Origin of the sequence: Salinibacillus aidingensis, assembly GCF_039522525.1 — a bacterium.
GTDB lineage: Bacteria > Bacillota > Bacilli > Bacillales > Alkalibacillaceae > Salinibacillus > Salinibacillus aidingensis.
Genome location: NZ_BAAADO010000003.1, coordinates 63,191 through 77,117, shown reverse-complemented (window position 1 = coordinate 77,117; position 13,927 = coordinate 63,191). Strand labels below are relative to the sequence as shown.

The 13,927-nt window shown below is 39.8% G+C and carries 12 protein-coding genes, 1 pseudogene and 1 riboswitch; of the genes and pseudogenes, 7 read left to right on the top strand and 6 right to left on the bottom strand.

What is annotated here, in order from left to right; all coding sequences use genetic code 11:
* Positions 1-188: 188 nt before the first annotated feature.
* The 3 genes from ABD006_RS07100 to ABD006_RS07090 all read right to left on the bottom strand — a co-directional run bounded on the left by ABD006_RS07100 (position 189) and on the right by ABD006_RS07090 (position 3,232).
* Positions 189-755 carry a DUF2703 domain-containing protein gene (locus ABD006_RS07100; RefSeq protein WP_343839184.1) on the bottom strand — a complete coding sequence of 189 codons (567 nt, stop codon included), beginning with the start codon at positions 753-755 and terminating at the stop codon, positions 189-191.
* Positions 756-954: 199 nt separating this feature from the next.
* Positions 955-2,064, bottom strand: a complete 1,110-nt coding sequence (locus ABD006_RS07095) for a DUF4145 domain-containing protein (protein ID WP_343839182.1) — start codon at positions 2,062-2,064, stop codon at positions 955-957.
* A 376-nt stretch (positions 2,065-2,440) separates the two neighbouring features.
* Positions 2,441-3,232 carry a hypothetical protein gene (locus ABD006_RS07090; RefSeq protein WP_343839180.1) on the bottom strand — a complete coding sequence of 264 codons (792 nt, stop codon included), beginning with the start codon at positions 3,230-3,232 and terminating at the stop codon, positions 2,441-2,443.
* A gap of 448 nt (positions 3,233-3,680) precedes the next feature.
* Between ABD006_RS07090 and ABD006_RS07085 the strand changes: the two genes are divergently transcribed.
* Both ABD006_RS07085 and ABD006_RS07080 read left to right on the top strand, forming a co-directional pair.
* A complete protein-coding gene (locus ABD006_RS07085) occupies positions 3,681-4,025 on the top strand; it encodes a serine hydrolase (protein WP_343839178.1) in 345 nt (114 codons plus the stop codon).
* Complete coding sequence (locus ABD006_RS07080) at positions 3,959-4,345, top strand: serine hydrolase (protein ID WP_343840252.1); 387 nt, start codon at positions 3,959-3,961, stop codon at positions 4,343-4,345. Before ABD006_RS07085 ends, ABD006_RS07080 begins: the two co-directional genes overlap by 67 nt.
* Positions 4,346-4,358: 13 nt before the next feature.
* On the opposite strand, the gene ABD006_RS07075 is transcribed toward ABD006_RS07080, so the two are convergent.
* The 3 genes from ABD006_RS07075 to ABD006_RS07065 form a co-directional block, all read right to left on the bottom strand.
* Positions 4,359-5,159, bottom strand: a complete 801-nt coding sequence (locus tag ABD006_RS07075; protein WP_343839176.1) for a hypothetical protein — start codon at positions 5,157-5,159, stop codon at positions 4,359-4,361.
* A gap of 99 nt (positions 5,160-5,258) precedes the next feature.
* Positions 5,259-5,576, bottom strand: coding sequence for a hypothetical protein (locus ABD006_RS07070; RefSeq protein WP_343839174.1), 318 nt, complete (start codon positions 5,574-5,576; stop codon positions 5,259-5,261).
* 172 nt (positions 5,577-5,748) lie between these two features.
* Positions 5,749-5,851, bottom strand: a riboswitch (SAM riboswitch).
* A gap of 75 nt (positions 5,852-5,926) precedes the next feature.
* Positions 5,927-7,288: an FAD-binding oxidoreductase gene (locus tag ABD006_RS07065; protein ID WP_343839172.1), complete on the bottom strand. Its 1,362-nt coding sequence runs from the start codon at positions 7,286-7,288 to the stop codon at positions 5,927-5,929.
* A gap of 242 nt (positions 7,289-7,530) precedes the next feature.
* Here ABD006_RS07065 and ABD006_RS07060 point away from each other — a divergent pair, with 242 nt between their 5' ends.
* The 5 genes and pseudogenes from ABD006_RS07060 (at position 7,531) to ABD006_RS07040 (ending at position 13,923) form a co-directional block, all read left to right on the top strand.
* Positions 7,531-8,379 (top strand): MurR/RpiR family transcriptional regulator, encoded by an 849-nt coding sequence (locus ABD006_RS07060; RefSeq protein WP_343839170.1) that lies wholly within the window; start codon positions 7,531-7,533, stop codon positions 8,377-8,379.
* A 135-nt stretch (positions 8,380-8,514) separates the two neighbouring features.
* Positions 8,515-9,399, top strand: coding sequence for an N-acetylmuramic acid 6-phosphate etherase (gene murQ / locus ABD006_RS07055; RefSeq protein WP_343839168.1), 885 nt, complete (start codon positions 8,515-8,517; stop codon positions 9,397-9,399).
* 25 nt (positions 9,400-9,424) lie between these two features.
* Positions 9,425-10,813: a PTS transporter subunit EIIC gene (locus ABD006_RS07050; RefSeq protein ID WP_343839166.1), complete on the top strand. Its 1,389-nt coding sequence runs from the start codon at positions 9,425-9,427 to the stop codon at positions 10,811-10,813.
* Between the two features lie 630 nt (positions 10,814-11,443).
* Positions 11,444-12,511 carry a DUF871 domain-containing protein gene (locus ABD006_RS07045; RefSeq protein ID WP_343839164.1) on the top strand — a complete coding sequence of 356 codons (1,068 nt, stop codon included), beginning with the start codon at positions 11,444-11,446 and terminating at the stop codon, positions 12,509-12,511.
* A 616-nt stretch (positions 12,512-13,127) separates the two neighbouring features.
* Positions 13,128-13,923: pseudogene (locus tag ABD006_RS07040) on the top strand (hypothetical protein).
* The last annotated feature ends 4 nt before the right edge of the window (positions 13,924-13,927 follow it).

Sequence of the window (13,927 nt, the reverse complement as noted above, 5' to 3'; positions counted from 1 at the left end):
AGATGAAAGCTTCCCAGTCATGATGTTTGGCCCTGGCGAAACAAAAATGGCACACAAAACAGATGAATATGTATACAAAGATTACAACTTTGCATTTTTTGATATCTATAAAGAGTTGATTTTAGGGTTAGTGAAATAACTGCGCCCGATTGAGGAATAGTCCTAACCCATAATCTTAAGGAAAAATACTAACAACATTGATCCGAGGAACAACACATATTATCGTCTTTAGAACGTTGTTTCTCCTTTTGATCAAAGAAGTTTTTCAAGTTTCCAGACAGCACAAAATTTTCCCCTTTACCTTCATTTGATGCTGAGGATTGTCCATATACTTCTGCTAGTATAGCGTCCATAATTATCCCTTTAGGTGCTTCTGTATACTCTTTTCCTTTATACACCCAGACCCGACAATCAACATCTATGCCCGTAATCGTGTTACAAGAGCCACAGTTACTTTCCTTTGAGGCCGGTTGAATATCAGTTCCATTAATTCGAATGGTAGGAGAAAGGTCAAAATGCAAAGAAATAGCTTGTTCTTCACTGCCAACCAAAACACGATTGACTAGTATATCGTAGCCTACTGTGTTTAGCATAGGCGTCACTTCGTTAATGGCTTTATTTAGGTTCGCTTCTGTTCCTTTACAACGAGAGCAAACCTCCAAATCGATATACATAAAATCAATGATAAGTTTATTGTGTTTTTCTTCTGTAGGTTCCGTTAGCGTTTCTAATAAGTTCGTTTCATGATTTGCCATGATAAAATAAAACCTCCTGCCTTCTTATATTCCTTTCACATAAGAAGACGAAGGGTTTCAAAAAAGGATGCACTCCTAGATTAACATTCATCACAGATGGAATTTCCTACTGAGTAATAAAAAACACACCAAAAACCTAGTGTGTTCATCTCGATGGTATATTTAAATTGAAAGTTGAAAAAATATTCCTTCCCTTGGCCTATCCTTGCTTCTCTTTAACCTGCTCAAACAACTTCTCCACAGTCCCGATACCCACATGCTCATACTTAGCCAGAATGACAATCTCTTTCGGCAGCTGGCCAACGGTTTCAATCTGGTCCTCTTTTAGCTGTCTTAAGAGGTTCGGAATTCCTGTGAAGTTTTCCGCTGTCAGTGGTATTTTGGACAGCTCGTCCGTGATCACTATATAATCCGTTTTATAGAAGATGAATAGCTCACCTGGCCGTTCCAGCAGCAGTTGCCTCCGTACCTTTTCTTCTTCAATAAATCCTTTTAGTTCATTGAAAAATTGTTCTTCGTTTTTCTCATTATACCGTTTGACGTGGGAGGACAGGCCTTCAATATTATTCGGCAGTTCACTCATGATTCTTGCCTGCTGTTCGGCACCAAGCCGGATCAGAAACCGTTCAGATTTATCAAATCGTTGCGGTAAGAGGAATACATCCCTTAGAAAATAGGGGACATCCACTTGATCATCACTAAAGGTGAGGGTGCGAATGGTCGTATACCCTGGTGGCTCTACCTGATCGTAAATGACCTCTGTGGCAACCGCTGTTTCCTCCTCTGCTTCCCTGGTCTCGTCCTTCTCTTCAGATGAAACGAGTACATTTTCAAGCATTTTTAGCCGCGATTCGATTTCACTAATTTCATAGGATTCTGTGGATTTTGGTGATGGGTCCTGGTACTCCGGAACTTCAAAATCTACCGGTCCATATACCTCAACATACCATTTCACGATTTTATATACCGCTTCCCATGATAGCAGGGCTTCAGAATAACGGAATACCCTTGTATCATGAGCCGCCTGATTTCCAATTTTACGAACGTGGTGCAGGGCATCCCGAATTTCTGGTGTTAAATAGCCATTGTCATCTAAAATATCGATTCGTTCGATTAAAGTGATTCTTTTATCTTCCTGCAGACCTTCAACACGCATCACCTGCTGCAAAATATTTTCCACGAATACCCTGGCATGGGTCAGCATCATTCGGGGGCTTGTGAAAATGCTGTTTTCCAGCTCTCGGGCCACGTAGGCTAGTTCTTTTGATATTGGTTTTAGAAATTCATAAAAATAAGCTTGGTTGTTCATTTTAAATTCTCCCAGGTAAAAATTATGATAGGTTTATCTTAACATATGTAATAGATTTCCATGATATAAGGGCATGATCCAGAACAATGATATTATAATATCACTAATATTAGACTAAACCTTTTCTAACACTAACCGTATTATAAATTCCAATGAACGTTGTTATTCAAGTTTTAAATGATAGTAATAAAAGTGTGGTATAATTTTGTCCAACAACATATTAGCGTGTGGAGCGGCTTAATCTCCTGTGGAGAACGGGGGTGAGTCGTATGGAAGATATGACCATCGCAATAACAACAGGAATATTCATCGTGGCTTTAATTAACCTTGTAGTTGCGATAATAGACGTATTGAACAAAAAATAGTTTGCCCCTTTTCACCCTCCAACAACAATATATTGCTTGGCTTTAGGTGGATAGACCGTCTGTGTAAAAAACAGAATCCAATAAAGTTCCCTGGCCTTCCTGCCAATTTCACCAAATATAAGTATGCCCGGAGACATATGTTTTGAGATATTGTTTATCTGATAGGTCCGATCTCCAGCTATGTCGTAGAGGACAATCATGGTTTCCGTAACTTGACGAACCTCAAATAAGCTTTCTACCGTTGAACTGCACATTCTTAATTGTTCCGTTATTTCTTCTAAGGCTGCTCTCGTATTCCAGCCCTCTTCATACAGGTTGGGAAAAGTGTATAACAGAAGGTCATTTAATAGGCTTTCAACAGAAGTTAATTCAGACCAGTTTTCTTCCGTACATTTCTTAACGATTTCATAACAGGAGCACCCTGTACGTTTATCAAGCCAGTGGGCAAACTTTAATAGTTGTGTAAAAAAGATTTCTGTTTGGTTTTGCTCTATGGTGATTTTCATATAGTAGGGATAATAGACGGTGATCAGCTCTTCCCAGAACTCCGGGCCACATTCTTCCCAGGATTCCGGGCAATCATCTTCTAAGTGGGTCGTTAAATAAGCGGAAAATAGACGGAGGAAATAATTAACCTGTGGATTGGAGAGAAATCTCTTTTTATAGGCAATTAAATCAGGACCGTAATAGTGAAAAAGTGCTCGGGGACGCATATCAAATGCAGAGCCTATTTTGAGCATTTCCAAATATTTCTTTCGTTCTTCTGGATGTGAAAACTTATGGACAAACGCGTTTACCTCCATATCCTTTCACATCCCTTTTCACAGCTTATACAGTTTTGAATTTTGTAATCATTCATCTTATCAGCTCCTATTCTAATAATCTGTCAGATGATCAGGATGTTGTTCATAAGTTTTGCCATTGTGAAGGAGATACATGGGAGGTTTGGGGAGGTGATGGGTTCTTGACTACCTGTCTCTGTTACAAATAAGATATATGATTTCCATAAATCCGTCAACAAAGGGATTTAAAGGAATAATTACATTTTTGAATCTATTTTTTGAAAATAAATGAGTTTTAGCTGTTGTGTTTAGCACAAAATGAAAAAATGATCGTAAACGTCATAGAAAAATCATATTTCATGAATAATTACAGGATATTTTTTGAGTCAATTTGTAGATTAAGATATAGTGAAGATGTAGAAATTTTCTGGAAAACCTTATAAATTTCTAAAACCTGGAGAGTGGACTAATGACGATAGACAGGAATCAATATAAACAGGAAATTGATAGGATTTGTTTACCCTACAAGGAGAAAAGGCCCAATCTCGTTCTGAATATTGGTGTCATTAAGGAAGAAGAAAGGGAAATTTTTAGTGAAGGAAATCGAAATGGATTTGAGGGCAATGCTCCCGAAAGCTTGATTTACGAGATAGGATCTATCACTAAAGTATTTACTGCTTCATTATTAACGAAGGCAATTGCTGAGAATAAGCTCGACCCTAATCATCCTATTGATCAACATCTTCCATCATTGGCAGACTACGAGTCTTTAAAGAAACACTTGCGGGAGCCGGAGCCCTACGATCTACCATAAAAGATCAGTTATCGTTTCTTGCCAGTCATCTAGGAACATCCGGGGATAAATTCCATGATATTTTGGCACAGACACACTCCGTTCAATTTGAAGATAAGACGGGTATATGCCTAGGTATGAATTGGATTATTGATAAAGAAAAAGGTGTCATTTGGCACAATGGAGGAACAGGTGGATATTCCAGCTTCATAGGCTTTAACAAAGAAAAACAGTCAGGTGTTGTCATTCTTTCAAATTATGCACCAAGTTTTTCTAAAAAGGACTCCCTTGACCACATTGGGTTTAACATATTAGAAAAGCTTTGCTCGAATGAACTCTAGATGTTTTCTCACATTAACTCTGTCTTCTCAAAACCAGCAGCAAATCATACAGCTGCTCCGCCTTTTGATAGGCTCCCTTTACGCTGCTGTCGTTTCGGCTCAATGAACCCTTATATAAATCAAAAATGATCGTCGGTTCGTTTGTGTCATTGACGACAATGTGTAAGGAAATACGTTCTACCCGATCTTCAACACGATGTTTCTTACGGCGACCGCCAATGACTGCTCCAACACCGCCGCCAATTGCTCCACCAAGAATTGCACCCGATGTACTGATACCTGTTGAAGATTTAATAACCTGCTTATCATCTTTAGTCATTTGTACATCAAGAATCTCCCTGATTGGATATATACGGCGGTGGTCTGTGCCATTTAAATATGCGATTTTTTCTGCATCCTCATCAATAGCGAGTACCTGCTTTTTCTCACCGTCAAATTGGTGAGATATCTCAAAGTTTTTCTGTTCCTGCAGATTTTTAATCGCTTGCTCTTTATCCTCTTCTTCCTCTTTCGCTGTTTGATCAACACCAAGGATAAAGAAACTGCCGATAAGAAATATGACCCCAAGGATCCAGTGAACTTGAAATCCCCAAATCGTAGCTGCCATGAGGAACAATCCCCCGATGACATTTAAAGTGGACCAGTTCCATATCACAAGTCCAGCCCCTGCCAAAAGCGCCACAGCTCCCATCAAGGGATGAATAATAAATGCCCAGATGATTAATCCGATTAATGCAAAAAAACCAAAGCATCCTATAATCATTCCTGTTTGCTCCCCTGCTGCAATCGTAAGACGGCCGTTCACTTTGACCATTCTCACCACTTTGTCAAACTAATTATACAAATTAATAGTGAATAACTGAAGACGAAAGCTCGGCAGGTGCTGTACTTTTTCAATTCGCAAAAATGTTTTTTATCGTCCATCGCCTCCACTGTTTTGATTTATAACTTCCATATCCGTTCTTTTTCCTGTCACCAAATCGATCATTACCTGCTGCGCCTCTTCATGACTTTTAAAGTTTCCGAGAGTTTTGACAACCTTATATCCATCACCAGTTTTCTGTATGCCATATTCAAAGCTTAATGTCTTTTTACTTTCCATTTCCTTTTCATCCTTCTTTCTCTCTGTATTTTTCTTGGCTAGTAGTTTTTCCTGATTGTACTCCATCACTGGCTTGATAAACTTCTGATACCTCTCTTTTTTAAAAGCTTCCAATTCTTCCTGTGTCATATTCTTTGTGATCTCGGTAACCGGTTTTCCCTGCTTCCTGATTTCTTTTGCTTCTTCCTCGGATAATTCAATAACTTTTCCATTTTAATAAAAACGTCCATTTGACTCACTCCTTTACAGGTATAAAAAAAGCTTCTTTATGCCCTGAATGCATAAAGAAGCTTCTCCTCCGTATCTATCATTCAAAGCACAGGCTTTGCTGGTAGGAGCACCTTGCGTAAAGCAGGTTGCTGTGACGTCAACGAGCCAGATCTCTCAGTCACTCTGGATATCCTATTCAATTATTTTAATCCTATCATATTTTTAGTCCGTTGAACAGAGTTTTACGGTTGACCACTACGATCAAAACATTAGAAAACCTTCCCTGGATTCAAGCGATTGTCCGGATCAATAGCTCTTTTTACTTTACGCATTAATTGGATTTCCACTGGCTGACTCATTTTCTCCAAATATCCCTTTTTAATGACACCAATGCCATGCTCAGCAGAAGGGAGACCGCCTAATTCATGAACTTTGCTGTAGAGATCATCCAGATAGGCTTTTCGTTTTGTCTGCCAGGCAGCTTCATCCATTCCTTCTTTCATTAGGACCGTATGAATATTTCCATCTCCGGCATGGCCGAAGTTTATCACGTTTATCCCATGCTTTTCCTGCAATTCCTTCGTATAACTGATCATCTCAGCAAATCGATTAATTGGTACGACTTCATCCAGCATTTCGAACTCTGTAAATTGCATTAAGGCTACTAAAATATGATCACGCAGGAACCAGGCTTTTTCCTCCTCTTCCGGCGTGGATAACGGAAGGATTTCCGCCGCCTGTCCTTTTAATAGATTTTCTGTAAAACTGACCCTGCGTGAAAGGTCCTCCTGCTCATTACTATCCAACGTCATTAAGATGTAGGCGTCTCCCTTTTGACTTGGCAGCTTCTTTTCCGTAAATTTCTCACTATATTCAATGGTTCCCCGTTCAAATAGTTCTAAAGCTGCAGGTTCCACCCCATTTTTTAAAATCGATAATACACCATTAGTAGCCGCTTTTAACGAATCAAAAGCCAGTATCACAGACTGCTTATATTTTGGCATCGGAAGTACTTTCAGCTTTATCCTGGTTGTAATTCCCAGGGTTCCTTCTGAGCCGATAAAGAGATCCTTTAAGTCATAGCCGGAACTGTCCTTGATATTCAGGCTTCCTAATGTGGCTTTTTGACCATCCGGCAATACAACATCAAGCTCACGTACATAATCCCTCGTGGTGCCGTATTTCACCGCACGCATACCACCTGCATTTGTAGCTATATTACCGCCTATGGTTGAATTTTTTGAGCCAGGGTCAGGTGGGTAAAAATAGCCTTTCCTTTCCACAAATTCCTGAATTTCCTGTAGTTTTACACCTGGTTCTACCGTTAACGTCATCGTCTCTTCATCCAGATCAAGAATCCGGTTCATCCGGTGAACATCAATGATTACTTCTCCACCCTTAGTTGGCACCTGAGATCCGGCTACACCTGTTCCAGCTCCCCGTGCAATAATCGTAAGGTCCTCCTGGTTGGCATAGGTGACTAAATCTATAATTTCCTGTTCCAATTCCGGTAATGCTACAGCTTTTACAGCAGCAACATCTTTCCAGGAATGATCGGTTTTATAGGCTTCGGGAACATCCTTATCCAGAAAAAGACGTTCATGATCAGGAATAATCGTCTGCAATTTCATGTAAAAATCTCCTTTTGATAGATTCGAAAAATTCTAAGCTGTCTCACGATTTTATCGTAAGCGTTTGCAATTTATTTTTCAAGTAGATAATTTTTCAAGTTTTTTCAAAGAGTAACAGAAAAGTTCGTCTGCGCTCTGCCTTTAAAGCTCATCCTTTGCAGCAATCAATTTAAACGGATTGTACAACTCGGCTAAATATTCTGTATAATATTGATTATTATATAAAGAGAGGAACATTGTATATGGGCACATTACTGAACAGAATTAAAGGAAACCTCCCCTCCCTTTCTGAAGCAGAAAAAAAGATGGGATTATATGTATTGGAAAATCCGGACCTTGTTCCAAATATGACAACAAAGGAGCTTGCCCAGAAGTCAGGAACGAGTGAATCAAGTGTAGTCCGTTTCTGCAAATCTATTGGGATTGGCAGCTTCAAAACGTTTAAACTGGAGTTAGTCAAAGAATTAGCCATGAGTGAGGATAATCTGACAGACTTTAATTTTTTGCAGGATAAAAGTGAGCCCTATGACATTTTTCAAAAAGTAACCCACGTTAATACATCTGCCATTGAGGCCATTTCTACGTCTTTGGATCGCAGGGAGTTTGAGAATGCCGTTGATACTATCCAACACGCGAACAGGCTCGTTTTCTATGGCGTTGGCGGTTCAGCAACGGCAGCTGTCGATGGGTTTTATAAATTCACAAAATTAGGCTATCCATGTACAGCTCATCATGATTTTCACTTTCTGCTATCCTCCATTCCCTATTTAAAGAAAAACGATATCATAATCGCCATTAGTATGTCTGGTAAAACGAAAGATGTATTGGAATTATCCCGATTTGCCCAAAAAGAAGAGGCAACGGTCATTGCGATCACGAACCTGGATAAATCACCGCTTTATAAAGAAGCTGATATTCGCCTGTGCACCCCCATAGTTGAACATGATTACAGAATTGGAAGTATTCCGTCCAGAATGACCCAGCTGACGATTATTGACGCTCTGTATCTCAGTGTTTTCAAGGCAATGGGTGAGGATGTCCTGCCTCAATATCATGAAGCCAGAAATGAAGTTGTTCGACTTAGAAGATAATGATCTGATTCTTCAAGGAATGATTTTTTGACTTATATGAAACTTAATTTCATAAATTTTAATAGATTTATTGACATATAGTTTCACCACCTATAAAATGTGGGTATGAAAGCGATTTCCTAGGAGGGTTAAACGATGCTCAACAAATTAACAACAGAAACCAGGAACCCTGCCAGTATGGATATTGATACAAAATCGATCAAAGAAATACTGCAAACGATTAATCAGGAGGATCATAAGGTTCCAGCAGCTATTGCCGAAGAAATTCCTCAAATTGAAAAGGCTGTACACTTTGTCATTCAATCGTTTAATCAAGGTGGCAGATTAATCTATATCGGAGCTGGAACAAGCGGTAGATTAGGAATACTTGATGCTTCAGAATGCCCTCCCACTTTTGGTGTATCTCATGAAATGGTTCAAGGTTTAATTGCAGGCGGTATGAAAGCGATTACCGATGCCGTTGAAGGTGCTGAGGACAGTGACCATTTAGGAGGTGATGACCTAAAAGCCATTTCACTAACAAAACATGATACCGTCGTTGGAATAGCAGCCAGTGGCCGAACACCTTATGTGGCTGGAGGGTTGGAATATGCAAATCATATAGGCGCAAACACTGTCAGCATCAGTAATAATAGAAAGTCTAAAATTGGAACATTAGCCAAGGTAGCTATTGAAGTGGTAACAGGTCCCGAAGTAGTGACAGGCTCAACTCGATTAAAGGCGGGTACAGCACAGAAACTTGTCTTAAACATGATTACAACTACAGCAATGATTGGGATAGGCAAGGTTTATCAAAACTTAATGGTGGATGTGCAGCCCAGCAATCAGAAGTTAATAGAAAGGTCAAAACGAATCATTATGGAAGCAACCAACGTTGATTATGACACTGCTGATGAGCATTTCGAAAAAGCTCATCACAATGTTAAAGCAGCTATCGTTATGATTCTATTAAATTGTACCTATGATCAGGCGGTTCAAAAATTAGCTGATTCAAAAGGGTTTATACGTTACACAAAATAGGATGAATGATTAGGGGGGAAACCTAATGGCGAAAGAGAGAAAGGAAGAAAGATTAGCCAGGGAGATACTTGATGAAATTGGTGGAGGAGAAAATATTCAATCCTTTACCCACTGTATGACCCGTGTACGACTTAATTTAAAAGACGATGGAAAAGCAAATATTAACGAATTAAAAGAAAAAGAAGGTGTTATGGGGGTTGTTGAGGATGACACCCTGCAAATTGTCGTTGGTCCTGGAACCGTTAACAAAGTTTCTGACCATATCACGAAAATAACAGGAATCCAAATGGGTGAGGAACTCGATGTAAACGAGGATGATCTTGCCAGTATGAAAAAAGGAGAAATTAAAGAAAAAAACAATACACCCTTTAAGAATCTCCTTCGCAAAATTGGCGGGATTTTCATTCCGCTCATTCCAGGTATTGTAGGTTCTGGTATTATCAATGGTACAGCCGGATTTTTAAATAACTCAGGTGTAGATACGTCCTTAACCTGGATGCAAATCCTGATTGTTTTAGGTGGCAGTATTTTCTCCTACTTAGCCATCATGGTCGGTTGGAATACAGCTAAAGAATTTGGAGGAACACCTGTATTAGGTGGTATTGCTGGTATTATCACGATGAACCCAGCATTAGCAGACATCACTATTTTTGGAAACGATTTAGCCCCCGGTTACGGTGGTTTAATTGGCGCCATGTTTGCTGCCTGGTTAATGGTATTCTTTGAGAAACAATTTAGAAAAGTTGTTCCGAATACAGTCGATATTATATTTACTCCTTTATTGACAATCTTAGTTGTTGGTTTTCTCACTTTAGTAGTTGTTCAGCCTTTCGCCGGAATTCTTTCGACCGGTATTACAGCTGGAATTAATGCTGTATTAAGTCTCGGCGGTGCATTAGGAAGTGCCATTGCCGGCGCCTTACTCAGTGGATTTTTCCTTCCATTGGTTATGCTTGGTCTCCATCATGGACTTACACCGATTCATATGGAGCTCATTAATTCCCTTGGTTCCACTGCTTTACTACCAATTCTGGCGATGGCTGGAGCCAGTCAGGTTGGTGCAGCCATTGCGATCTTTGTCAAAACCAGAAACAAACGCCTTCGTAATGTGATTAAAGGTGGTCTGCCTACCGGATTCTTAGGTATTGGTGAACCTTTAATTTATGGTGTAACGCTGCCACTGGGACGTCCATTTATCACAGCTTGTCTCGGTGCTTCATTCGGCGGTGCTTTCCAGGCAGTTGTAGGTACAGCATCTTCAGGAATCGGACTATCTGGTATTCCATTAATTCCTTTAATTGTAGATAACAAGTTCCTATTATATGCCCTGGGACTACTCATCGCTTATATAGCAGGATTTATCTTTACGTACTTCTTCGGATTTAAAGAAGAAATGGCCGATAACTTGAACTAAGAACAAAGGCGGTAGCGCCCGTTTGGCCAGCTAGGGCTCCTAGGTCAAGGCGGATATAATCCAAAGCCATTACGTTGCCAAACCCGTGCCACTCCATGTCTTCGTCTTATCCCGCATGACCTGAACAGTCGCCTCCGCTTTTCTCTGTCCAGCTGCGGCTCCCAAGCCCAAGCGGTCATAAGCAGAATACCCTACATGGCCAAAAAGCGGCCACTCCGGATATTCTGCTTATGCCGTCGGGCCTAAACGGTCGCCTCCGCTTTTCTTATTAGCGACGTACGGACTGGACTGAGCCGGAGGAGATAAAGTGAAACTTCAATCAGTGGGGGTAATCCCCCACTGATTGTTAGTTGAACAAATCGGGTGTTTACTGGCTGTTGACCCCCACTTATTTCTTAAAGGGGTCTTACAGCCAGTTAACACGCGGAGAAGGAAACACGACGAAACTTTGTTGAGTCGATGTTGACTTATCGGACGGAGGTGAAGGAAGTCTCGCTAGTCGCTGGGCGCTGGAGCCGGACGTGGCCACTCATAATTTTTTATCAACAAATCTGTAATTTTATAAAAATCCTAGACAATAATAAAGGGAGAATTCATTTTCTCCCTCTTTTATATAAGGGAGGGAACATCATGCTCGGTATATCAATCTATTTATCAAATCAAACATTTGAAGAGCAGGAAACCTACATCAAAGAAATGAGCGAACTCGGTTTTAACAGCATTTTTACTTCCCTGCACATTCCTGAGGACAACCCTGAAGATTATAAACAGGGCCTCGCTGACCTAGGGAAACTTGCCATAAAGTACAGGATGGAATTATTCGCCGATATTTCTCCTAAGTCATTATCCTATTTAGGATTTAACTGGGAAAATGCGGTTGGCTTAAAAGAATGGGGACTGACAGGCTTACGTGTGGATTACGGAATTTCTGATAAAACCATTGCACAGCTATCGAATAAAATGACCGTTGCCTTAAATGCCAGTACCATTACTCATGGAAACATGGAAAATTTACGAAAACACGGAGCCGATTTTTCCACCATTGAAGCCTGGCATAATTACTATCCCCGCCCGGAAACCGGCTTGAGTTTAGAGGATTTTAATGAAAAAAATCAGTTTTTGAAAAGTGAAGGATTAACAGTTATGGCCTTTGTTCCCGGAGATGGAAAACAAAGAGGTCCTGTTTTTGAGGGGCTTCCAACGATTGAAACGCATCGGAATCGCTCAAGCTTCTCATCTTTTATGGATTTTCAGGACAATAAGTGGGTCGATAAAATTTTAATTGGAGATCCATCAATTAATGAGTCTTCCAAGCATCAATTTGCAGACTACTGTAATCAGATTATTCGTTTAAGAGCAAGATGCGATACGGACCACGAGAACATAAAAAACCGGTTACTAGAAAAGCAAACCAACCGTCTCGACCCTGCAAGAGATGTCATTCGTTCAGCCGAATCCAGACAATATGGCCTGATTGGGGATTTTCCAGTAAAACCATCTCACACAGTAGAAAGAACGATAGGATCGATTACAGTCGATAACGAAAAATATGGAAGATATCAGGGAGAAATTCAAATCACAAAGAGAACTCTCCCCGCAGACGAAAGGGTTAATGTCATTGGGCAGGTCATTCCGGAAGATCAACGCCTGCTGCCTTATATTAAAGGCGGGACAGCATTTCAAATTGAATGGGTATAGCTTAATATGACAGGGGGATTGGCTTTATAGGGCCAATTCCTCTTTTCATTTATCTTCCCTTTTCGGCAGCTATGGCAGTTGGATTTGTCCGGTGCACGGTGCCAGATGGATGCGGCTGATTGATTTATTGATGATTATGGGGATATATGGATTGGTTTATTGATTTATTGATTCATTGAAGATTATGGTTGATATTTACTGGAATTTGACCGATACCTGATGGAAATGGATTGATACATTTGATTTTTTGACCGATAGAATGCAGTTTGATTGATATGATTGGTAAAACGACAGATAAATGACGAAATTCGACGGAAACATGGAGATTGCTGATTGATATCCTTTACAATTTAACGGATATCACCTTCGATCTGCCGGATACTTTCTACATTTTGATTGATTCATCTGATAAATTGATGGATACTCATCCAAAATCAATTGATAAAATTAAAAAAAGACGCATTCACCAAGCTAATGTCATCTGATTAAAGGAGATAAGCCTTAAAACCAGACTGACTGAAAGGGACAAGGAACCTGTCCCTCCGTCCCCCCGGCCGTATATGTTCCACTTTGAACGGAAAACTTACTACTAACGAGTGTTATAAGGTTGGATTTTATGCAAAATTACACAAATGATAATACAGCCAGAAGATATAAAGCTCTTGTCAGTGTTATGGGAACGACCCAAATTCATTTAAGGAATCCCTATATTGTTGCCTGGTGGAGTATGGCTTTCCCTGGTTTTGGACATTTATTACTATCAAAATATATACGAGGGTATCTGTTATTTATTTGGGAGGTGGTCGTGAATGTCCAATCAAATCTAAACCTGGGAATGATTTATTCATTCCAGGGAAAAATTGATCTGGCAAAGGATATATTGGATACCCGCTGGCTGTTAATTTATATTCCTGTTTATTTGTTTGCGATATGGGATAGTTACCGGACAACAGTAGACATGAACAAGGTGTACATTTTAGCCGAACGGGAAAATCACCGTTTTAATACATAATACATTTGTCATCTCGCCAATCGAAATTAACTATTTAGATAAACGAAATCCATTCTTAGCATTTGTATGGTCCCTATTTATGCCAGGATTAGGTCAGCTTTACATTCACAGAATCCTGACTGCAGCTTTTGTCCTCATCTGGTCATTGGCCTTTTTTTATTTTTCACACGCGCTGGAAGCTATTACTTTTTTATTTTGGGGAGAAATCCAGAAGGCAACTTCCGTTTTGAATCCTGAGTGGTTGTTGTTTTTTCCATCACTTTATGGTTTTGCCACATATGATTCCTATACTGCAACGATTGAAAACAACAAATTATATGAAAAAGAACAGAGAAAATTTTTAAAAGAAAATTATCAAAATCCTGAATTTCAAATATTAAAAGGACAAAAAGTGAAGTGATTAT